The sequence below is a fragment of the Streptomyces sp. NPDC096048 genome (genome assembly GCF_044763415.1).
Lineage (GTDB): Bacteria > Actinomycetota > Actinomycetes > Streptomycetales > Streptomycetaceae > Streptomyces.
The window spans coordinates 376,649-398,454 of record NZ_JBIWGG010000010.1 but is presented as its reverse complement, the minus strand read 5'-3'; the positions used below and the strand labels follow the sequence as shown (position 1 = coordinate 398,454).

Sequence of the window (21,806 nt, the reverse complement as noted above, 5' to 3'; positions counted from 1 at the left end):
TGCCGGGGCCGCCCATGACGGTGGTACGGGACGACGAGGTGGTGCGGTCGGCGTCGTGCCGACCCGAAGTGACGCGTGGGGTACGTGAGATGTCTGGATTCGACTGGGCGTCGGCCACCATAGGAGCCCTTTGCCCGCTGCGTCTACAAGTTTGTCATCAGTGAGTACAAACTATGTTCGACACCGGGTGAAGAGCGCGGATATTCGGTCGAGTTTCCCCTTCGACGAACGTAGTCCTTCGCGAGCCCGACACCGGGGTGGCGATCCGTACCGCCACCACGTCCTGGCCTCCCCTCAGCGCCTGGGCAGGCTCGAACCGCGGACGACCAGCTCGGGCTGGAGCACGACGTGTTCGTGACGGTGCTCGTCCGCCCGGTCACCGGCTTCCTGGAGGAGCAGGCCGGCGGCCATGGCACCCATGGCGCGTGCGGGCTGGCGGACCGAGGTCAGCGGTACGGTCGCCGCGGCGGCGAACTCGATGTCGTCGTACCCGACGATGGCCAGGTCGTCGGGGACCTTGACCCCGGCCGTGTACATGAACTGGAGCACCCCGAGGGCCAGCAGGTCGTTGGCGCAGAAGACGGCGGTGGGCCGCTCGGCCAGACCCAGCAGTCTGGCGCCCGCGTCACGTCCGGCGGCCACATCGAGGCTTTCGGTGGGGATCTCGCGCAACGCGGTGGGGGGCAGGCCCGCCTGGGCGACGGCTTCCAGCGCCCCGGTCCGGCGGTCCTGCACCTGCCTCAGATGGGGCGGTCCGCTGACATAGGCGATGGAGCCGTGCCCGGCGCCGGTGAGGTGACGGATCGCCAGAGCACCGCCGGTGACGTCGTCGACCGAGACGGAGCAGCCCTCCGCGTGGTCGGCGACCCGGTCCACCAGCACGTAGGGAATACCGTGCCGGCGGAAGTCGCGCAGGCTGCGCCCGCTCGGGTCGGCAGGGGTGACCAGCACCCCGCGGACCCGCTGCTCGGCGAAGAGTTCGAGGTACTCCGCCTCCTTCCGCGCACTCTGCGCGCTGTTGCACAGGGTGACGGCGAGTCCCGCGTCCCGGGCCGTGCGTTCGGCTCCCTGGGCCAGGTCGACGAAGAACGGATTGCCCATGTCGAGGACGAGCAGTGCCATGACACGGCTGCGGCCCGCCCGCAGTTGCCGGGCGGACTCACTGCGCACGTAACCCAGCCGCGCGATCACCTGCTCCACATGACGTCGCGTCCGCTGCGAGACGCGGCCGGGCTGGTTGAGCACATTGGAAACCGTGCCGACGGAGACACCGGCCTCCCGTGCGACGTCCTTGATGCCGACCGTCGGTGTGGAGTGCGTCATCTGTGTCTCCTGCTGTTCTGTCCCCGCCCAACGTCGAGCCGGTCCGGGGAAGCGCTCGTCCTACGAAGCCGGAGCTGCGGTTCACGCCAGGTGGAAGACCTCGGCGAGGGGACGCATGGCGGCGTCGGGCGCCTGCCCGTCCAGTTCTTCGAAGAAGTCCGCCATCTCGGCCTGCCACCGCGCGTTCACCTCGGTCGCGGCCATGGCCGCCCGGGCCGCCTCGAAGTCATCGGTCTCGAGATAGCCGACGAGCAGGCCGTCCTCCCGCAGGAAGAGGGAGTAGTTGCGCCAGCCGGCTTCGGAGAGCGCGGCGAGCATGTCGGCCCACACGTCCTTGTGGCGTTCGCGGTATTCGGCGACCATCCCGGAGCGGACCTTGAGAAGGAAACAGACGCGTTGCATCGGATCACCCTGCTGTCGAGCGTGGGGCCCCGGCGACGCCGGGGCCCCACGACTGTCGGTGCGGATCAGAAGTCGTACTCGTCGATGTTGGCCTTGTCGAAGACGGTCGGCTCACCAGGGGAGACGACACCGTCCGCACCGATGGTCATCGTGCCGAGGTCACCGGCGTCGAAGGTCTCGCCCTCCTTGCCGGTGATCTGGCCGGACTCGAGGGCGACCGCGGCGCGCGCGGCGAGCGCGCCGAGCTTGGCCGGCTCCCACAGTTCGAACTCCTCGACGGTGCCGTTCTTGACGTAGGCGCGCATGTCGTTCGGGGTGCCGAGACCCGTGAGCTTGACCTTGCCCTTGTACTTGGAGCCGGACAGGTACTGGGCGGCCGCCTTGATGCCGACGGTGGTGGGGGAGATGATGCCCTTCAGGTTCGGGTACTCCTGCAGCAGGCCCTGGGTCTGCTGGAACGACTTCTGGGCGTCGTCGTCCCCGTAGGCGGTCTTGACGAGCTTGATGTCCTTGTAGGCGGGCTTCTTCAGCTCCTCCTTCATGACGTCGATCCAGGCGTTCTGGTTCGTCGCGGTCTGCGCCGCGGACAGGATCGCGATCTCGCCCTTGCCGCCGATCTGCTTCGCCAGCAGCTCGACCTGGGTGCGCCCGAGGTCCTCGGCGGAGGCCGGGGAGACGAAGACCTGGCGGCAGTCCTTGTTGGTGTCGGAGTCGTAGGTGACGACACTGACACCGTTGCGCATGGCCTGCTTGAGGGCGGTGCACAGGGCACCGGGGTCCTGCGCGGAGACGGCCATGGCGTCGACCTGCTGCTGGGTCAGGGTGTTGACGTAGCTGACCTGGCCGGCGGTGTCGGTGCCGCTGCTGGTGCCGACCTCCTTGTAGGTGGAGCCCAGTTCCTCGAGAGCCTTCTCGCCGCCCTTGTCGGCGGTGGTGAAGTAGGGGTTGTTGACCTGCTTGGGCAGGAAGGCGACCGTGAGGCCCTTCTTGGTCTCCGCGTCGGGATCGGCCTTGCCGACGGCCGCGCTGCCGCTGTCCTTGTTGGCGTCGTCCTTGGTGGTGCCGCCGCAGGCGGTGGCGCCGAGCGCGAGGACGGTGGCGGTGGCGAGTGCGAGGGTCAGGCGGCGTGATCTGGCGGTGGTGCCGAGCATGGGAGGTTCCTTTGCCTGTGCGGGAGGGACGGGGAAGGGCTCTCCCCGACGGGAGGGCCCGAGAGGAGCCGGGAAGAAGGACTACGGGGAAGGGGCCGTCAGCGGTGGGGGAGCGGCCGTTCTCCCCCTGGCCCGTGCCTGGGAGATCTGGCGGCCGATCCGCGGGGCGAGGACGGAGACCACCAGGAGGACTCCGGTCGCCACGGTCTGGGACTGGGCGGAGACGTTCAGCAGACTCATGACGTTCTGCAGCGTGCCGAGCAGGAACACACCGGCGATGGCCCCGCCGAGCGTGCCCTTGCCGCCGTCGAAGTCGATGCCGCCCAGCAGCACCGCGGCGATCACGGACAGTTCCAGTCCGGTGGCGTTGTCGTAGCGGGCGCTGGCGTAGTGCAGCGTCCAGAAGACACCGGTGAGAGCGGCGATCACACCCGTGGACACGAACATGGCCAGCTTGAGCCGCTTGACCCGGACACCGGCGAAGCGAGCGGCCTCCTCGGAGGAGCCGATGGCGAACAGCGACCGGCCGAAGCGCGTGGCGTGCAGCACGACGACGGCGATCGTCAGCAGGATGACGAAGGGGACGACGGCGTACGGGAGGAACGTGTCCCCGAACCGGCCGGCCCCGAAGTCCAGGTACGGGGCAGGGAAGTCGGTCACGGAGTCGGAACCGAGCACGATCTGCGCGATGCCCCGGTAGGCGCCGAGCGTACCGATGGTGACGGCCAGCGAGGGCAGCCCGAGCCGGGTGACGAGGAGGCCGTTGACCAGCCCGCACACCACGCCGAGCAGAACGCAGATCGGGATGATCGTCTCGATCGCCATGCCGGCGTTCCACAGCGCGCCCATCACGGCACTGGAGAGGCCGGCGGTGGAGGCCACCGAGAGGTCCACCTCGCCGGAGACCACGAGCATCGCCATCGGCAGGGCGATCAGGGCGATGGGCAGGGTGTTGCCGATGAGGAACGACACGTTCAGGGCGTTGCCGAAGTTCTCCACGAAGGAGAACGAACAGATCAGCAGGACGACCAGCAGAACGCCGACCGAGGTGTCCCAGCGCACCGCGCCGCCGAGACGGGAGAGCACGGGTGACTTCACGGTGGGGTCAGGCATGACGGGCACTCCTCGACTGTGCGGCCTTCTTGCGCAGGGCTCCGGAGACTCTGAGCGCCAGGATCCGGTCGACGGCGATGGCGAGCAGCAGCAGGAAGCCGTTGATGGCGGTGACCCAGACCGAACTCACGCCGAGGGCCGGGAGCACACCGTTGATGGAGGTCAGCAGCACGGCACCGAGCGCGGCGCCGTACACGGTGCCCGAGCCGCCGGTGAAGGCGACGCCGCCGACGACGACGGCGCTCACCACGATGAGTTCGTACCCGTTGCCGGTGTTGGAGTCGACGTTGCCGAACCTGGCGAGGTACAGGGCACCGGCGAGTCCGGCGAGCGCCCCGCAGACCACGTAGGCGGTCATGATGCGGGCCCGGATCGGGACGCCGGCGAGCCGGGCGGCCTCCGGGTTGGACCCCAGGGCGTACATGTCCCGTCCGCTGCGGTAGTCGCGGAGGTAGTAGGCCACGACGACCAGGACGGCCAGAGTGAGCAGCGCGAGGTAGGGGACCACCCAGATGCCGCCGCTGCCGAAGTCCACGAAGCCGTCGGGCAGGGCGCTCGCCGTGATCTGGCGGGAGCCGACCCAGATCGAGTCGATGCCGCGGACGATGTAGAGCGTGCCCAGGGTCACCACCAGCGCCGGCACCTTGCCCAGACTCACCAGTGCGCCGTTGACCACGCCGAACAGCGCGCCGACCACCACGGCCAGCAGGACCGCGACGAGCGGGTGGCCGCCGTCCTTGAGGTAGAGCCCCGCGGCGAAGGCGGAGATGCCGAGCACGGAGCCGACCGACAGGTCGACGTTGCGGGTGATCACCACCATCGCCTGGCCGATGGCGACCAGCACGAGGATGGTGGCGTTCAGCATCAGGTCCCTGATGCCCTGCTGCGAGAGGAACTCGGAGTTGGACAGCTGGGTCGCGCCGAGCATCACCACCAGCACGGCGATCACGGCCAGTTCGCGGGCCTTGAATATCCTGTCCATGAGCCGCCGCGCGGCGGCGGACTCGGCGGCGACCTCCTGCCGCACCGGCTCCGCGGTCGTGGTCATGCGGCCTTCCTCCCTCGGTCGGTGCGGCCGGTCGCGGCTGCCATCACGGTCTCCTCGGTCGCTTGCGCCCGGGGGATCTCCGCGGTCAGCCGGCCCTCGTGCATCACCAGGACCCGGTCGGCCATGCCGAGGACCTCCGGCAGGTCGGACGAGATCATCAGCACCGCCACCCCGTCGGCGGCGAGCGAGGACAGCAGACGGTGCACCTCCGCCTTCGTCCCCACGTCGATACCGCGGGTCGGCTCGTCCACGATCAGTACCTGAGGAGCAGTGGCGAGCCATTTGGCCAGTACGACCTTCTGCTGGTTGCCGCCCGAGAGCGTCCCCACGACATCCGCCAGCCGTGCGTACTTCACCTGGAGCCTCGTCGCCCAGTCCACGGCGCGGCTGCGTTCGGCCCGCCGGTTCATCAGCCCGGCCCGGGAGGTGGCCGCGAAGCCGGTCAGCCCGATGTTCCGCTCGATGGACATGTCCATCACCAGGCCCTGGGCGCGGCGGTCCTCGGGCACCAGCGCGAGACCGGCGGCCATGGCCAGGCTCGGAGCACCCGGCGGAAGCTTGCGGCCGAGTACCTCGACCTCACCGCCGTCGAACCGGTCGACGCCGAAGACCGCGCGGGCGACTTCACTTCGGCCCGCCCCGACCAGGCCGGCGAGACCGAGGATCTCTCCGCGTCGGACGTCGAAGGAGACGTCGGTGAACACGCCTTCGCGCGTCAGCCGGCGCACGCTGAGGGCGACCTCGCCGATCCGGGTCTGCTGCTTGGGGTAGAGCTCCTCCAGATCACGGCCGACCATGCGGCGCACCAGGCCGTCCTCGTCGAGGTCGGTGAGGGGTTCACTGGCGATCCAGGCACCGTCCCGAAGGGTGGTGACCCGCTGGCACAACTCGAAGATCTCCTCCAGGCGGTGCGAGATGAACAGCACCGCCGATCCCTGCTCGCGCAGCGTCTCGACCACGCCGAACAGCCGGGCCACCTCGCTGCCGGTGAGCGCCGCCGTCGGCTCGTCCATGATCAGGACGCGGGCGTCGAAGGACAGGGCCTTGGCGATCTCCACCAGCTGCTGGTCGGCGATGGAGAGGCCGCGGGCCGGCTGGTCGGGGTCGAGGGCGACACCGAGGCGGGCGAAGAGTTCGGCCGCGGCCGACTTGACCGTACGGTGGTTCACCCTGCCCAGGGAGCGCCGGGGCTGCCGTCCGATGAAGATGTTCTCCGCGACGGACAGGTCGGGGAAGAGCGTCGGCTCCTGGTAGATCACGGCGATTCCCGCGTCGCGGGCGTCCGCCGGACTGTGGAAGTCCACCGGCTCGCCGTCGAGGAGGACCGTTCCGGTGTCCGGACGGTGTACGCCCGCGAGAGTCTTGATCAGGGTGGACTTGCCGGCGCCGTTCTCGCCCGCCAGCGCGTGCGCCTCCCCCGCGTACAGCCGCAGCGAGACGTCACGCAGGGCCCGGACGGCGCCGAAGGATTTACTCACTCCCTCCAGGGCGAGCACCGGAGTGGTCTCCGGTTCGGGATGAGTCATGAGTTCTCTCCAGTACGTGTGCCGAGCGGAAGCGCCGCTGTGAAATGTTTCAATGGAGTTGCCGGGAAGCTAGCTTCAGCGTGTCCGGGGCGTCAAGGGTCAGGGGTCGCGCAGTCGCCGGGGGTGTGCGGCGAGGCAGCAGGAAGCAGGCGGGCCAAGCCCTGCGGGGACCCTTGACGGAGGTTGTGTCACGGGCTAGTTTCGGCGGCAGTCTGAATCGATTCACACGACCAGGTCATTCAAGTCCCCCGTGAAGGGGCGATTCGTGCATCCAGAGGTGGACATGCCTGACATTACTGCCGTGAGAACCGCACTCGCCGACCAGCGGGTCGAGACGCCTTCCTGGGGTTACGGCAACTCCGGTACGCGTTTCAAGGTGTTCGCGCAGCCCGGCGTGCCGCGGACCCCGCGCGAGAAGCTGGACGACGCGGCCAAGGTGCACGAGTTCACCGGCGTCACCCCCCGGGTGGCGTTGCACATCCCCTGGGACAAGGTGGACGACTACGCGGCGCTGGCCGCGCACGCGAAGGACCGGGGCCTGGAACTGGGCGCCATCAACGCCAACGTCTTCCAGGACGACGACTACAAGCTCGGCAGTGTCTGCCATCCGGACGCCGCGGTGCGGCGCAAGGCGCTCGCGCACCTCATGGAGTGCGTCGACATCATGGACGCCACCGGCTCCCGCGACCTGAAGCTGTGGTTCGCCGACGGCACCAACTACCCCGGCCAGGACGACATCACGGCCCGCCAGGACCGGCTCGCCGAAGCACTCGGTGCCGTCTACGAGCGCCTGGGCGAGGACCAGCGGATGCTCCTGGAGTACAAGTTCTTCGAGCCCGCGTTCTACACGACCGACGTCCCCGACTGGGGCACGGCCTACGCCCACTGCCTGAAGCTCGGTGAGAAGGCACAGGTCGTCGTGGACACCGGGCACCACGCGCCCGGCACCAACATCGAGTTCATCGTCGCCGTCCTGCTCCGCGAGGGGAAGCTCGGCGGCTTCGACTTCAACTCCCGCTTCTACGCCGACGACGACCTGATGGTCGGCGCCGCCGACCCCTTCCAGCTCTTCCGGATCCTCCGCGAGGTCATCAAGAACGGCGGCCTCGACCCCGCCGCCGGCGTGGCCTTCATGCTCGACCAGTGCCACAACGTCGAGGCGAAGATCCCGGCGATCATCCGCTCGGTGATGAACGTCCAGGAGGCCACCGCCAAGGCACTGCTGGTCGACGACGAGGCACTGGCCGCGGCCCAGGCGGAGGGCGACGTGCTGGCGTCCAACGCCGTCCTGATGAACGCCTACAACACCGACGTCCGGCCGCTGCTGGCGGAGATCCGCGAGGAGAAGGGCCTGAACCCCGACCCGATCGCCGCCTACCGCGCCAGCGGCTGGCAGGAGCGGATCGCCGCCGAACGCGTGGGCGGCGAGCAGGCCGGCTGGGGCGCGTAGCCATTGCTCCCTGGCGTCGCGCGACCTCGGGCATCCTCCGTCGCCAACTCATCCCGCGTCGTCAACTCATCCCGAAGGAAAGATCACCATGGCCTCCGCCATTCATCCCGAAGTCGCCGGGCTCCTGGCGCGCTCGCACCGGCTGGGCTCGGACCCGCGCAACACCAACTACGCGGGCGGCAACACCTCCGCCAAGGGCACCGCCACCGACCCCGTCACCGGTGGCGAGCTGGAGCTGCTGTGGGTCAAGGGCTCCGGCGGCGACCTGGGCACGCTGAAGGCCGAAGGACTGGCCGCGATGCGCCTGGACCGGCTGCACGCCCTGAAGGGTGTCTACCCGGGTGTGGAACGCGAGGACGAGATGGTCGCCGCGTTCGACTACTGCCTGCACGGCAAGGGCGGCGCCGCGCCGTCCATCGACACCGCCATGCACGCTCTGGTCGACGCGGCCCATGTGGACCACCTGCACCCCGACTCGGGTATCGCGCTGGCCTGCGCGGCCGACGGCGAGAAGCTGACCGCCGAATGCTTCGGCGACAAGGTCGTGTGGGTGCCGTGGCGGCGGCCCGGATTCCAGCTCGGCCTGGACATCGCCGCGATCAAGGAGGCCAACCCGCAGGCCATCGGCTGCGTCCTCGGCGGCCACGGTGTCACCGCGTGGGGCGCCACCTCCGAGGAGTGCGAGGCCAACTCGCTGCACATCATCCGCACCGCCGAGGCGTTCCTCGCCGACAGGGGCCGCCCAGAACCGTTCGGCCCGGTGAGGGACGGCTACGAGCCGCTGCCCGACGAGGAGCGACGCGCCCGTGCCGCCACGCTCGCCCCGTACATCCGCGCGATCGCCTCCGCCGACCTGCCGCAGGTCGGCCACTTCACGGACTCCGAGGCGGTGCTGGACTTCCTCTCCCGCACCGAGCACCCGCGTCTCGCGGCCCTGGGCACGTCGTGCCCCGACCACTTCCTGCGCACCAAGGTCCGTCCGCTGGTCCTGGACCTGCCGGCCGGGGCGCCGCTGGAGCAGGCGGTCGACCGGCTGACGGAGCTGCACACCGAGTACCGCGCCGAGTACCGGGCGTACTACGAGCGGCACGCCGTCCCCGGCTCGCCGGCCATGCGCGGCGCCGACCCCGCGATCGTGCTGGTGCCCGGGGTCGGCATGTTCTCCTTCGGCAAGGACAAGCAGACCGCCCGCGTCGCCGGCGAGTTCTACGTCAACGCGATCAACGTGATGCGCGGAGCCGAGGCCGTCTCCACGTACAGCCCCATCGAGGAGTCCGAGAAGTTCCGCATCGAGTACTGGGACCTGGAGGAGGCCAAGCTGCGGCGGATGCCCGCGCCCAAGCCGCTGGCCACCAGGGTCGCGCTCGTCACGGGCGCCGGCTCCGGCATCGGCAAGGCCATCGCCCACCGGCTCGTCGCCGAGGGCGCCTGCGTCGTCGTCGCCGACCTCGACACCACGGGGGCGACCGCCGTGGCCGAGGAACTCGGCGGGCCGGACAAGGCCGTGGCCGTGACCGTGGACGTCACCAGCGAGGAGCAGATCGCCGCCGCGTTCGCCGAGGCCGTACTCGCCTTCGGAGGCGTCGACCTCGTCGTCAACAACGCGGGCATCTCCATCTCCAAGCCGCTGCTGGAGACGACGGCGAAGGACTGGGACCTTCAGCACGACATCATGGCCCGCGGCTCCTTCCTCGTCTCCCGCGAGGCCGCCCGGGTGATGACCGCGCAGAAGCTCGGCGGCGACATCGTCTACATCGCCTCCAAGAACGCCGTGTTCGCGGGACCCAAGAACATCGCCTACTCCGCCACCAAGGCCGACCAGGCCCACCAGGTGCGGCTGCTGGCGGCCGAGCTCGGCGAGCACGGCATCCGCGTCAACGGCGTCAACCCCGACGGCGTCGTCCGCGGCTCGGGCATCTTCGCCGGCGGCTGGGGCGCCGAGCGGGCCGCCGTGTACGGCGTGGAGGAGGAGAAGCTGGGCGAGTTCTACGCCCAGCGCACGCTGCTCAAGCGCGAGGTGCTGCCCGAGCACGTGGCGAACGCGGTCTTCGCCCTCACCGGCGGCGACCTGACCCACACCACCGGCCTGCACGTCCCGGTGGACGCGGGTGTCGCCGCGGCCTTCCTGCGCTGACCCACAAGCCCGCCCTGATGCCGGTGCGACCTGCGCGGCGGCATCAGGGCGGATCACGGGCGTGCGGCCCGAAGGCGCGGGGCGCCCGCCCACTCGGTTGCCTCCCCAACGCCCGCTCCGCGACGCCTCGCCCACTCCCCGCCTCGCCGATCCCGCCCCGCCCTCCAACGCCTCACCCGCTCACCACTCATCACCTCACCCCCTCACCACTCCTCGCCGCGCACAGCGGAGGTAACACCACGTGACCACCACCCCGGCCTCCTCGGCCTTCCCCTCGGCGTTCGCCGCGGTCGACCTCGGGGCCACCAGCGGACGGGTGATCCTCGGCCGGGTAGGGCCGGACAACCTCGACCTGACCGAGGCCCACCGGTTCCCCAACACTCCCGTTCGCCTGCCCGACGGACTGCACTGGAACCTGCTCGCGCTCTTCCAGGGAACCGTCGACGGACTGCGGGAGGCCGCCCGGGCCGGTTCGGTCGCCTCCATCGGCGTGGACACATGGGCGGTGGACTACGGGCTCCTCGACGCCGACGGCGTACTCCTCGGCGCTCCGTACCACTACCGGGACAGCCGCACCGACGACGCCGCACAGCGCGTCCGGGCCCGCGTCGGACCCGAGGAGCTGTACCGGATCACCGGGCTTCAGCACCTGCCGTTCAACACCGTCTTCCAGCTCGCCTCCGCGGCGGGCAGCAGCCAGTTGGCAGCCGCCCGCACTCTGCTGCTCATCCCGGACCTGCTGGTCCACTGGCTGACCGGAACCATCGGCGCGGAGGTGACCAACGCCTCCACCACGGGTCTCTTCGACGCCCGCACGGGCACCTGGTCCGCAGAACTCCTCGACCGGCTCTCCATCGACCCGGCTCTGCTGCCGCCCCTGCGCCGCCCCGGCGACCCGGCCGGAACCCTCCTGCCGCACGTCGCCGCGCACACCGGCCTCGACGCGAGCACCCCGGTCGTCACCGTCGCCTCGCACGACACCGCCTCCGCGGTCGCCGCCGTCCCGGCCACCGAACCGCACTTCGCCTACATCTCGTGCGGCACCTGGTCCCTGGCCGGCCTCGAACTGGACGCCCCGGTGCTGACCGAGGCCTCCCGGGCCGCGAACTTCACCAACGAACTGGGCGTGGACGGCACCGTCCGCTACCTCCGCAACATCATGGGCATGTGGCTGCTCGAGGAGTGCCGCCGGACCTGGGAGGCGCGGGGCCTGCCCGCACACATCCCCGTCCTCCTCGCCGAGGCCACCCGGACCAAGGCCTTCGGCGCGATCGTCGACCCGGACGACCCCGGGTTCCTCGCCCCGGGCGACATGCCGGAACGGATCCGCGAGTACTGCCGCCGTACGGACCAGCCGGTCCCCGGCAGCAGGGGTGCCGTCGTGCGCTGCATCCTGGAGAGCCTCGCGCTCGCCCACCGCCGCACCCTGCGGCAGGCGGCCGAACTCGCCGGCCGCGACATCACCCACATCCACCTCGTCGGCGGCGGCTCCCGCAACGACCTGCTCTGCCAACTCACCGCCGACGCCACCGGACTGCCCGTCGTCGCCGGTCCCACCGAAGCCACCGCCCTCGGCAACATCCTCGTGCAGGCCCGAGCCGCGGGGCTGGTGGCCGACCTGGCGGCGATGCGCCGACTCGTCGCCACGACCCAGCACCTCAGGCGCTACACCCCACGCGGCGACCGCACGGCCTGGGACGCGGCAGCCGCCAGGCTCACCCCTGCCCGAACGGAGCCCTGATGCGCGTAGCCCTCTTCGCCACCTGCGTCAACGACGCCCTCTACCCGTCCACGGCGATCGCCACCGTCAAGGTGCTCGAACGCCTCGGGGTCGAGGTGGACTTTCCCGCCGCCCAGACCTGCTGCGGCCAGCCCCAGTACAACACCGGTTACCGGCGGGCGACCGAACCACTGGTGCGCCGCATGGCCCGCGCCTTCGAGGGCTACGACCACGTCGTCACCCCCTCCGGTTCCTGCGTCGCCATGGTCCGCGACAACTACCCCCGGATCGGTGCCAAGGCGATGGCCGAGGGCCGGGGCCCGGAACTGGCCGGCGCCGCCGCGTCCCTCGTTCCGCACGTCTACGACCTGACCGAGTTCCTCGTCGACGTACTCGAAGTGACGGATGTGGGCGCCTACTTCCCCCACACGGTCACCTACCATCCCTCGTGCCACGGGCTGCGCATGCTCGGTCTCGGAGACCGGCCCCGCCGGTTGCTGGAAGCGGTCAGGGGACTGGAACTCGTCGATCTGCCGGGCGCGGACGAGTGCTGCGGCTTCGGCGGCACCTTCGCCGTGAAGAACGCCGACGTGTCCGAGGCGATGGGCGACGACAAGATCCGCAACGCCCTGTCCACGGGCGCGGACGTGCTGTGCGGCGCCGACAACTCGTGCCTCATGCACATCGGCGGCATGCTGCGCCGCCAGGACGCACCGCAGCGGGCACTGCACCTCGCGGAGATTCTCGCGAGCACGGAGGAGGCGGTGACCGTATGAGCGGGACGTTCGTGGGGATGCCGTCCTTCCCCAAGGCGGCACGGGACGCCGTACGGGACACGACACTGCGGGGCAACCTGCGGCACGCGACGCACACCATCCGCGCCAAGCGTGCGGCGGCGGTCGCCGAACTCGACGACTGGGCGCAGCTGCGCGAGGTCGGCATGCGGATCAAGGACCACACGCTGCGCCATCTCGACCGGTACCTGGTGCAGGTGGAGGAGGCGGTCACGGCGGCCGGCGGGACGGTGCACTGGGCCGCCGACGCCGATGAGGCCAACCGGATCGTCGCGGATCTGGTGAAGGCGACCGGGGAGGCGGAGGTCGTCAAGGTCAAGTCGATGGCGACGCAGGAGATCGGTCTCAACGAGGCGCTGGAGGCGGAGGGCATCCGCGCCTACGAGACCGATCTCGCCGAGCTGATCGTGCAGTTGGGCAAGGACCGGCCCTCGCACATCCTGGTGCCGGCGATCCACCGCAACCGCGGCGAGATCCGGGACATCTTCCGTTCCGAGATGGGCGAGTGGGGCCGCCCGGCCCCCGAGGGCCTGACCGACACGCCCGCCGAACTCGCCGAGGCCGCCCGCCTCCACCTGCGGGAGAAGTTCCTGCGCGCCAAGGTCGGCATCTCCGGCGCCAACTTCATGGTCGCCGAGACCGGCACACTCGTGGTCGTGGAGTCCGAGGGCAACGGCCGCATGTGCCTGACCCTGCCCGAGACCCTGATCTCCGTGGTCGGCATCGAGAAGGTGATCCCCACCTGGCACGATCTCGAGGTCTTTCTCCAGCTCCTGCCCCGCTCGTCCACCGCCGAGCGGATGAACCCCTACACCACGATGTGGACGGGCACGACCGACGGCGACGGCCCCCGCACCTTCCACCTGGTCCTGCTGGACAACGGCCGCACCGACACCCTCGCCGACGAGGTCGGCCGCCAGGCACTGCGCTGCATCCGCTGCTCGGCCTGCCTGAACGTCTGCCCCGTCTACGAGCGGGCCGGCGGCCACGCCTACGGCTCCGCCTACCCCGGCCCCATCGGCGCCATCCTCACGCCCCAACTACGAGGCACGACCACCGAACTCGAAGCCTCACTGCCGTACGCGTCGTCCCTCTGCGGCGCCTGCTACGAGGTGTGCCCGGTCGCCATCGACATCCCCGAAGTCCTGGTCCACCTGCGGGAGAAGGTCGCCGACCAGGGGGGCACGGGGCACCGTCTGGAGAGGGCCGCGATGCGGACGGCGACCTGGCTGCTCGACCACCCGGCCGCCCTCAACGCCGGCGAACGACTTGCCTCCAGGACACGGAAGCTGCATCCCAAACGGCTTCCGGGACCCGGGGCGCGCGAGTGGACCAACAGCCGCGACCTGCCGGACATGCCCGCCGAACCCTTCCGTGACTGGTGGAAGAAGAACCACGCATGACGTCTCCGTCCTCCTCCCGTGACCGTGTCCTGGGCAGGGTGCGCAGGGCCCTCGCCGAAGCGCCCGAGGCCCGCGAGGTCACGCGCGACTACCTCGTGAGCCACACACCCGACGACCCCGCCACGGTGCTCGACCTCCTGCACGAGAACCTCGTCGACTACCGGGCGGGCGTGCACCGCAGCACCCGGCAGTCTCTTCCGGCACTCATCGCAAGGCTCCTCGCCGACCACGACGCAGCCACCGTCGTCGTGCCGCCCGGCCTCCCCGGCGCCTGGCTCGCCGACTCGGACGCCCGGCAACGACTCGACGACGTCCCTCTGACCCCCGCCGAGCTCGACTCCGCCGACGCCGTGGTCACCGGCTGCGCCCTCGCCGTCGCGGAGACCGGCACCGTCGTACTCGACGCCGGCCCCGGGCAGGGCCGGCGTGCCCTCACCCTCATCCCCGACCTGCACATCTGCGTCGTCGACGTACCCGGGCAACTGGTCGCCTCCCTTCCGCAGGCCTTGCCGCGCCTCGACCCCACCCGGCCTACCACGTGGATCTCCGGCCCGTCCGCGACGAGTGACATCGAACTCGACCGGGTGGAAGGCGTCCACGGACCTCGGACCCTGGAGGTCGTCCTGGTGGTGGACCGACCTCGCGGTCGACGGGGCCGATGACCAGCCCGAACGACTCACCGAACGACGGCAGGGCGCCCGATGGACGGGAAGTGCACGAGGCATGTCAAGCGGGCCGGGTCTCGGTGATCATCAGGCTCGGCGTCGGCATCGCACGCCGGCGGTCAGGGCCATCGGGCAGATCACGTCGACAACGGCTGAACGGCCGCCGCGGGGCTCCGGTGACCGTGCTCCAGGTCGCACACCTGCCCGGTGTCCCAGGCGGGGAAGGGGTCGTCCACGGGCACCCGTTCGCCGTCAGCCAGCAGGCATGCCGCGAGGGCGGCGCGCAGACCCGACTCCCGCAGGCCCACACCGATGAACACCAGTTCCTGTGCGTGGGGAGCGTCGGAGTCCCTGATCCCGGAAGGCTCGAAGCGGGCCACGGCCCCGGCCTGCGACCACAGGCCGGTCACGCCCGCGCGGCCCGCGAGCGTGAAGAAGCCCTTGGAACGCAGCACTTGGCCGTGCGTACCGCTGTCCAGGTCCTCGGTGACGAAGGCCCACAGGCGTCCGGGATGGAAGGGAGCGGCGGACCGGAAGACCACGGAGGAGATGCCGTACTCCTCGGTCTCCGGGACGTGGTCGCCGTTGAGTTCCCGGACCCATCCCGGCGCCTGCTGCGCGCGTGCCAGGTCGAACCGGCCGGTCTCCAGGACGTCGCGGACGCCGACCCGTCCGTGTACCGCGGGAACCAGACGGGCCGTCGGGTTCAACCGTGCCAGAACCCCGCGCATCCGGTCGGCGTCGGCTTCGTGGACCAGGTCCAGCTTGTTCAGTACGAGTACGTCGGCGAACTCCACCTGGTCGATCAGCAGATCGCTCACGGTGCGCTCGTCGTCCTCGTAGGGAGCCAGCCCCCGTTCGGCGAGGTCGTCGCCGGTGTCCAGTTCGGCGAGGAAGCCGGCGGCGTCCACCACCGTGACCATGGTGTCCAGCCGGGCCACCTCGCCCAGTGTGGCTCCGTCGTCGCGGGCGAAGGCGAAGGTGGCCGCCACGGGCATCGGCTCCGAGATCCCGCTCGACTCGATGAGCAGGTAGTCGAAGCGGCCGTCCCGGGCGAGGCGGTCGACTTCCTCCAGCAGGTCGTCGCGCAGCGTGCAGCAGATGCAGCCGTTGGTCATCTCCACCAGACGCTCCTCGGTCCGGGAGAGCGCTGCCTCGCCCCCGCGTACGAGGGTGGCGTCGATGTTGATCTCGCTCATGTCATTGACGATCACCGCCACGCGCAGGCCTTCGCGGTTGGTGAGGACGTGGTTGAGGAGTGTCGTCTTGCCGGCGCCGAGGAAACCCGACAGTACGGTGACGGGCAGGCGCTGCGAGGTCATCGGGGTCAGCCCTCCGGACGCATGAGGCCGCGCCGGTAGGCGGGCACGAGGTGCTGCGGCACGCGGTAGGTCACACCGTCCACCGTGACCGGCACCAGGTTCGGGGTGGTCGCCTTCCACTGGGCGCGGCGGTGGCGGGTGTTGCTGCGGGACATCTTGCGCTTGGGCACGGCCATGGGTGTTCCTCTCGGTCGGGACGTCGTGCGGCGCGAGGGGCGCCGCCGACGGGAGGGGGTGGGACGCCAGCATACGACAATGGTTTTCATTTACTGTACCCACGTCGAACGGGTCGGGCGTACGCCGGTCGCGGTCGGCGGCGCCTCAGGCCGGTTGCCAGATCCGGGCGAGCGTCGAGGGGGTGAGGAGCCGCTCGGGCTGCCCCTGGCCCACCAGCCGGCCTTCGCGCAGCAGGAGGCAGGCGTCGGCCGAGCGGGCGGCGTCGAGGTCGTGCGTGGCGTGGACGACGGTCACGCCGTCGTCCGCCAGCTCGGTCAGCAGCGTCGCTATGCGCTCCCTGGCCTCGGGGTCGAGTGCCGTGGTCGGCTCGTCCAGGAGCAGCAGGTCCGACTCCTGGGCGAGCCCCTGGGCGATCAGCGCGCGCTGCCTCTGTCCTCCGGAGAGCTCCCCGAGTTGGCGTGCGGCCAGGTCGGCGATGCTCAGGCGGTCCAGGGCGGAGTCCACCGCGGCTCGGTCCTGCCGGGTGAGCCGGCGCCACGGGCCGCGTTCGCCCCAGCGTCCCATCTCCACGGTCTGCCGGACCGTCAGCGGAAGCGCGTCGCCGACGGCGCCGCGCTGAGGTACGAACGCCGGTGGCCGGCCGCCGGTGTGGTGGAGCTCGCCGGATGTGGGCTGGATCACGCCGGCCAGTACGCCGAGCAGAGTGGACTTGCCGCTGCCGTTCGGGCCGACGAGCGCGGTGCTGGTCAATCTCCCTATCGATCCACTGAGTTGATGGAGCACTGGGTGACCGGCGTAGCCCGCGGACAGCTCCGTGAACCGGATGCGAAACGTCTCTTCCTCGGTGGCGGGGAGTGAGGGGGCTGGCGTGTTGAACATGATTGTCATTGTAGTGTGCTCGCATGGAGTGGTTGACAGGCCCTTTCGAGGTGACCTTCGTACAGCGGGCCCTGTGGGGCGGAGTTCTGGTGTCGGCGATCTGTGCCATGGCGGGGACCTGGGTGGTGCTGAGGGGCATGGCCTTCCTCGGCGACGCCATGTCGCACGGCCTGCTGCCCGGCGTCGCGCTCTCCGCGCTTCTGGGAGGGAATCTGCTGGTGGGGGCGTTGGTGAGCGCGGCCGTCATGACGGCCGGTGTCACCGCCCTGGGTCGCAGGCCCAAGTTGTCCGAGGACACCGGGATCGGGCTGCTGTTCGTGGGAATGCTGTCGCTCGGCGTCATCATCGTGTCCCGGTCGCAGTCGTTCGCGGTGGACCTGACCGGGTTCCTCTTCGGCGACGTTCTCGCCGTCCGAGAGCAGGATCTGGCGCTGCTGGGAGGGGCTCTGCTGCTGGCGCTGGGGGTCTCGGCCCTCGGCCACCGGGCCTTCCTCGCCCTGGCGTTCGACCCGCGCAAGGCCCAGACGCTCGGTCTGCGTCCACGCCTGGCACACGCCGTGCTGCTGGGACTGCTGGCGCTGGCCATCGTCGCCTCGTTCCACATCGTGGGGACGCTGCTGGTCCTGGGTCTTCTCATCGCTCCGCCGGCGGCCGCGCTGCCGTGGGCGCGCGGTGTGCGGGGTGTGATGGTGCTCGCGGCGCTGCTCGGCATGTCCGCCACGTTCGGTGGCCTGCTGCTGTCCTGGCACCTGAGCACCGCCGCCGGTGCGACGGTTTCGGCCCTCGCCGTGGGCCTGTTCTTCCTCTCCCACCTGGCATCCGGCATCCGCGACCGCCGCCGCGCACGCCCGGCCCGAGTCCGGCCGGCGACATACCGACTGAGAAAGACCTGAGGCGATGTCCTTGTTCGTCCGAAAGAACGTCACTTCCTGGGGGGTTGCCTCGTTCGCGTCCCTCGCGATGCTGGCCACGAGCTGTGCCGGGCAGGACGACCACGCGTCCGCCGACAAGAAGAGTTCACCGGCCTCGGCCACCGCGCACGGCTACGTGGAGGGAGCGCAGGAGGCGGCCGAGCAGCAGTCCCGGTTGGTGCTCAACGACCCGGAGACCGGCGACACCCGCGTACTCGACCTGATCACCGGCAAGGTCCACGAGGCGCCCCCGACCAGCGGTACCTCGGGGCTCACCACGGACGGCCGGTTCGGTTACCTCCATACCGCAAGCGGCACGCGTGTCCTTGACGCAGGTGCCTGGACGGTCGACCACGGCGACCACGTGCACTACTACCGCGCCGCGATACGCGACGCGGGCCGTCTGCCCGCGGGCACCGGTGCGCGCATCCGCAGCGACGCCGCCGTGACCGCCGTGACCGGCGAGGACGGCCGGGCCGCGGTCTACCGCCGGGCCGAACTGGAGAAGGGCGAGGTGGGCAGCCCTCGCCGGCTGCCCGGGGAACCCGCGAGCGCTGTCGTGCCGTATGCGGAGCACCTCCTCACCCTCACGGACGACGAGGACGGTTCCACGAAGGTCGCGGTGCTCGACCGCGAGGGCAAGCGCGTCGCCTCGCCGGACGCGGCGTGCGAGGACCCCCGGGGCGACGCCGTCACCCGGCGTGGGGTGGTGTTCGGATGTGCGGACGGAGCACTGCTGGTCCGTGAGGAGGACGGCGGCTTCGCGGCGGAAAGGATTCCGTACGGTGCCGATGTCCCCGCAGCGCAACGGGCGTCGCACTTCAGCCACCGCGCGGGGAGCGACACCCTCACGGCGCCGGCCGGGGCCCGTGCGGTGTGGGTGCTGGACGTCACCGAGCGCACCTGGACACGGGTGAAGACCGGCCCCGTCGTCTCCGTCAACACCGCGGGGGAGGGCTCACCGCTGCTCGTCCTCCAGGACGACGGAGCCCTGCACGGCTACGACACCGCCACCGGCAAGGAGGTGTCCCGGACCAAGCGTCTGCTGACCGACGTCCCCGATGCCCGCGCCGACGACACCGCGGGCCCTGCCATCGAGGTCGACCGCAGCCGGGCCTACCTCAACGATCCCGCGGGCAGCCGCGTCCATGAGATCGACTACAACGACAACCTGCGGGTCGCTCGCACCCTCGACGTCGACATGACGCCGGTCCTGATGGCGGAGACCGGACGATGACGACACCGAAGCGAACCGTTCTGCGGCTGCGCCGCCTGCTGCTGACCCTGGTCACTCTCGTCTTCGCCGCCACGGCCACCGCCTGTACCACCACCGACGACCGGCCCAGGGTCGTGGTGACGACCAACATCCTCGGTGACATCACCCAGGAGATCGTCGGCGGCGAAGCCGAGATCGTCGTGCTGATGAAACCGAACGCCGACCCGCACTCCTTCGGGCTGTCGGCCGTGCAGGCCGCCGAACTGGAGCGCGCCGACCTCGTCGTCCACAACGGCCTGGGCCTGGAGGAGAACGTGCTGCGGCACGTGGACGCCGCCCGCGAGTCCGGTGTGGCCGCCTTCGAGGTCGGCAAGGCGGTGGACCCGCTCACCTTCCGCCGCCACGCCGACGGGGGCCCCGAGGAGGAGGCGGGGCAGGCCGACCCGCACTTCTGGACCGACCCGGACCGCGTACGCAAGGCAGCGGCCCTGATCGCCGAACAGGTCGTCGAGCACGTGGACGGCGTGGACGAGAAGGCGGTCCGGGACAACGCCGCCCGCTACGACGAGCAGCTGGCCGACCTCACCACCTGGATGGAGGAGTCCTTCGACCGCATACCCGAGAAGAAGCGGGCGTTGGTCACCAACCACCACGTCTTCGGCTACCTCGCGGAACGCTTCGGGTTCCGGGTGATCGGCGCGGTGATCCCCAGCGGCACCACCTTGGCCTCGCCCAGCTCCTCCGACCTGCGCTCGCTCACCGAAGCCATGCGGGAGGCCGGGGTCCGGACGGTGTTCGCCGACTCCTCCCAGCCCAAGCGACTGGCCGAGGTCCTGCGCGCGGAACTGGGCGGCGGGGTGCGCGTCGTGGAGCTCTACTCCGAGTCGCTGACCGAGAAGGGCAAGGGCGCCGGCACCTACCTGCAGATGATGCGCGCCAACACCACCGCGATGACCGACGGCCTCGCCGGCAACTGAACCGCACCACCGCGCCGGCCCGACCGGCCGCCACCGACAGACACACCGACGCCGCCTCCGCGCGGCCGGAAAGGAACACACACAGTGAGCAAGACGATACGCAACAGAGCCCTCACCGGAACCGCCCTCGCCCTCGCCGTCTCCACGGTTCTGACCGCGTGCGGGGGAGGGGACGACGCCTCCTCCGACGCGAAGACGGCGAAGGACTCGCCGCGTGCCAAGTCCGCCACGGCGGTCAAGAACCCGCTGGTCGCCACCTTCGACGGTGGCCTGTACATCCTGGACGGCGAGAGCCTGAAGCCGGCCAGGACGATCGAGCTGCCCGGCTTCAACCGCGTCAACCCGGCAGGCGACGACTCCCACGTCATCGTCTCCACCGACGCCGGCTTCCGGGTCCTCGACGCCGCCGGGCAGACCCTCACCGACATCACCTACGAGGGCGCCAAGCCCGGGCACGTCGTACGCCACGCGGGCAGGACGGTCCTGTTCACCGACGGCACCGGTGAGGTCAACGTCATCGACCCCGCCGACCTGAGCAAGGGCACGAAGCCCGCAGGCCGTGCCTACACCTCCGCCGAACCGCACCACGGCGTCGCGATCGAACTGAGCAACGGCCAACTCCTCAGCACCCTCGGCACCGAGGAGAAGCGCACCGGCGCACTCGTCCTGGACCGGAACAACAAGGAGATCAAGCGCAACGAGAACTGCCCAGGCGTCCACGGCGAAGCCGCCGCCCAGGGCGAAGCCGTCGCCGTCGGCTGCGAGGACGGCGTCCTGATCTACAAGGACGGCGAGTTCACCAAGGTCGACGCTCCCGACGAGTACGGCCGCATCGGCAACCAGGCCGGCAGTGACGCGTCGCCGATCATCCTGGGCGACTACAAGACCGACCCGGACGCCGAACTGGAGCGACCGACCCGCATCTCTCTCATCGACACCGAATCCGCGAAGCTGCGCCTGGTCGACCTGGGCACCAGCTACTCGTTCCGCTCGCTCGGCCGGGGGCCCCACGGCGAGGCACTCGTCCTCGGCACCAACGGCACGCTTCACGTCATCGACCCGGAGACGGGCAAGGTGGAGAAGAAGATCCCCGTAGTGGGCAAGTGGCAGGAGCCGCTGGACTGGCAGCAGGCCCGGCCCACCCTCTTCGTCCGCGACCACACGGCGTACGTCTCCGAACCGGGCAAGCGGAAGCTGCACGCCGTCGACATCGAGTCCGGCGAGAAGGTCACGTCGGTGACGCTGCCGAAGAGTACGAACGAACTCTCCGGCGTTGCCGCCGGCCACTGAGATCCGGCCCACCCGGGCAGGGCACGGTACACGTGCCTGGGTGGGCGGGCCGACGGCGGGCCCAGTGCCTTCACGCGGCCGCCGGCAGCAGCGCTGAGGAGTCGGGTCCCAGCCCGGTGCCGAAGTCTCCGACGCACAGGGCGGGCGCCGTCCCGACGTGGCCGGCCCGGACCCCGACGTTCCGGCACCGGCCGGCATCATCACCGTGCGACGCGTCACCCAGTGCCTCACCTCGATCTGCCGGCGTCCGTCATCGTCCTGGGCGAGGGACCGCAGCTCCTCGCGTCCGGGCACGCGCCAGATGT

19 protein-coding genes are annotated in these 21,806 nt (G+C 70.5%); 10 read left to right on the top strand and 9 right to left on the bottom strand.

The genetic code is table 11. The features are described from left to right. Positions 1 to 294: 294 nt before the first annotated feature. The 6 genes from ACIQ6R_RS28255 to ACIQ6R_RS28230 all read right to left on the bottom strand — a co-directional run bounded on the left by ACIQ6R_RS28255 (position 295) and on the right by ACIQ6R_RS28230 (position 6,563). Positions 295 to 1,323: a LacI family DNA-binding transcriptional regulator gene (locus tag ACIQ6R_RS28255; RefSeq protein ID WP_404224306.1), complete on the bottom strand. Its 1,029-nt coding sequence runs from the start codon at positions 1,321 to 1,323 to the stop codon at positions 295 to 297. Between the two features lie 81 nt (positions 1,324 to 1,404). After that, positions 1,405 to 1,725: an L-rhamnose mutarotase gene (locus tag ACIQ6R_RS28250; protein ID WP_404224304.1), complete on the bottom strand. Its 321-nt coding sequence runs from the start codon at positions 1,723 to 1,725 to the stop codon at positions 1,405 to 1,407. A 65-nt stretch (positions 1,726 to 1,790) separates the two neighbouring features. Further along, complete coding sequence (gene rhaS / locus ACIQ6R_RS28245) at positions 1,791 to 2,876, bottom strand: rhamnose ABC transporter substrate-binding protein (RefSeq protein WP_404224302.1); 1,086 nt, start codon at positions 2,874 to 2,876, stop codon at positions 1,791 to 1,793. An 81-nt stretch (positions 2,877 to 2,957) separates the two neighbouring features. Continuing rightward, entirely contained in the window at positions 2,958 to 3,989 is a 1,032-nt protein-coding gene (locus ACIQ6R_RS28240; RefSeq protein WP_404224300.1) for an ABC transporter permease, read from the bottom strand. Then, complete coding sequence (locus tag ACIQ6R_RS28235) at positions 3,982 to 5,037, bottom strand: ABC transporter permease (protein ID WP_404224298.1); 1,056 nt, start codon at positions 5,035 to 5,037, stop codon at positions 3,982 to 3,984. The genes ACIQ6R_RS28240 and ACIQ6R_RS28235 overlap by 8 nt, the downstream gene beginning before the upstream one ends. After that, positions 5,034 to 6,563 carry a sugar ABC transporter ATP-binding protein gene (locus ACIQ6R_RS28230; protein ID WP_404224296.1) on the bottom strand — a complete coding sequence of 510 codons (1,530 nt, stop codon included), beginning with the start codon at positions 6,561 to 6,563 and terminating at the stop codon, positions 5,034 to 5,036. The genes ACIQ6R_RS28235 and ACIQ6R_RS28230 overlap by 4 nt, the downstream gene beginning before the upstream one ends. Positions 6,564 to 6,846: 283 nt before the next feature. On the opposite strand from ACIQ6R_RS28230, the gene rhaI reads away from it, so the two are divergent. From rhaI to ACIQ6R_RS28200, 6 genes are all read left to right on the top strand, one after another. Further along, positions 6,847 to 8,013, top strand: coding sequence for an L-rhamnose isomerase (gene rhaI, locus ACIQ6R_RS28225; RefSeq protein ID WP_404224295.1), 1,167 nt, complete (start codon positions 6,847 to 6,849; stop codon positions 8,011 to 8,013). A gap of 88 nt (positions 8,014 to 8,101) precedes the next feature. Next, positions 8,102 to 10,147, top strand: coding sequence for a bifunctional aldolase/short-chain dehydrogenase (locus ACIQ6R_RS28220; RefSeq protein WP_404224293.1), 2,046 nt, complete (start codon positions 8,102 to 8,104; stop codon positions 10,145 to 10,147). 241 nt (positions 10,148 to 10,388) lie between these two features. Next, on the top strand, positions 10,389 to 11,888 hold the full coding sequence (locus ACIQ6R_RS28215) for a rhamnulokinase family protein (protein ID WP_404224292.1): 1,500 nt from the start codon (positions 10,389 to 10,391) through the stop codon (positions 11,886 to 11,888). After that, complete coding sequence (locus ACIQ6R_RS28210) at positions 11,888 to 12,643, top strand: (Fe-S)-binding protein (protein WP_404224290.1); 756 nt, start codon at positions 11,888 to 11,890, stop codon at positions 12,641 to 12,643. Before ACIQ6R_RS28215 ends, ACIQ6R_RS28210 begins: the two co-directional genes overlap by 1 nt. Further along, positions 12,640 to 14,064: a LutB/LldF family L-lactate oxidation iron-sulfur protein gene (locus ACIQ6R_RS28205; RefSeq protein WP_404224288.1), complete on the top strand. Its 1,425-nt coding sequence runs from the start codon at positions 12,640 to 12,642 to the stop codon at positions 14,062 to 14,064. The genes ACIQ6R_RS28210 and ACIQ6R_RS28205 overlap by 4 nt, the downstream gene beginning before the upstream one ends. Further along, positions 14,061 to 14,726, top strand: coding sequence for a lactate utilization protein C (locus ACIQ6R_RS28200; protein WP_404224287.1), 666 nt, complete (start codon positions 14,061 to 14,063; stop codon positions 14,724 to 14,726). Before ACIQ6R_RS28205 ends, ACIQ6R_RS28200 begins: the two co-directional genes overlap by 4 nt. A 140-nt stretch (positions 14,727 to 14,866) precedes the next feature. On the opposite strand, the gene ACIQ6R_RS28195 is transcribed toward ACIQ6R_RS28200, so the two are convergent. From ACIQ6R_RS28195 to aztA, 3 genes are all read right to left on the bottom strand, one after another. Continuing rightward, positions 14,867 to 16,051 (bottom strand): GTP-binding protein, encoded by a 1,185-nt coding sequence (locus tag ACIQ6R_RS28195; protein WP_404224286.1) that lies wholly within the window; start codon positions 16,049 to 16,051, stop codon positions 14,867 to 14,869. A gap of 5 nt (positions 16,052 to 16,056) precedes the next feature. Further along, positions 16,057 to 16,227, bottom strand: a complete 171-nt coding sequence (gene rpmF, locus ACIQ6R_RS28190) for a 50S ribosomal protein L32 (RefSeq protein WP_404184696.1) — start codon at positions 16,225 to 16,227, stop codon at positions 16,057 to 16,059. A gap of 145 nt (positions 16,228 to 16,372) precedes the next feature. Continuing rightward, positions 16,373 to 17,116 (bottom strand): zinc ABC transporter ATP-binding protein AztA, encoded by a 744-nt coding sequence (gene aztA, locus ACIQ6R_RS28185; protein WP_404224284.1) that lies wholly within the window; start codon positions 17,114 to 17,116, stop codon positions 16,373 to 16,375. Positions 17,117 to 17,130: 14 nt separating this feature from the next. On the opposite strand from aztA, the gene aztB reads away from it, so the two are divergent. The 4 genes from aztB to aztD all read left to right on the top strand — a co-directional run bounded on the left by aztB (position 17,131) and on the right by aztD (position 21,501). Continuing rightward, positions 17,131 to 18,000 carry a zinc ABC transporter permease AztB gene (gene aztB, locus ACIQ6R_RS28180; protein WP_404224283.1) on the top strand — a complete coding sequence of 290 codons (870 nt, stop codon included), beginning with the start codon at positions 17,131 to 17,133 and terminating at the stop codon, positions 17,998 to 18,000. Positions 18,001 to 18,004: 4 nt separating this feature from the next. Beyond that, positions 18,005 to 19,255, top strand: a complete 1,251-nt coding sequence (locus ACIQ6R_RS28175) for a hypothetical protein (protein WP_404224281.1) — start codon at positions 18,005 to 18,007, stop codon at positions 19,253 to 19,255. Next, positions 19,252 to 20,211, top strand: coding sequence for a zinc ABC transporter substrate-binding protein AztC (aztC, locus tag ACIQ6R_RS28170; RefSeq protein WP_404224280.1), 960 nt, complete (start codon positions 19,252 to 19,254; stop codon positions 20,209 to 20,211). The genes ACIQ6R_RS28175 and aztC overlap by 4 nt, the downstream gene beginning before the upstream one ends. Positions 20,212 to 20,295: 84 nt before the next feature. Continuing rightward, on the top strand, positions 20,296 to 21,501 hold the full coding sequence (gene aztD, locus ACIQ6R_RS28165) for a zinc metallochaperone AztD (RefSeq protein WP_404224278.1): 1,206 nt from the start codon (positions 20,296 to 20,298) through the stop codon (positions 21,499 to 21,501). The last annotated feature ends 305 nt before the right edge of the window (positions 21,502 to 21,806 follow it).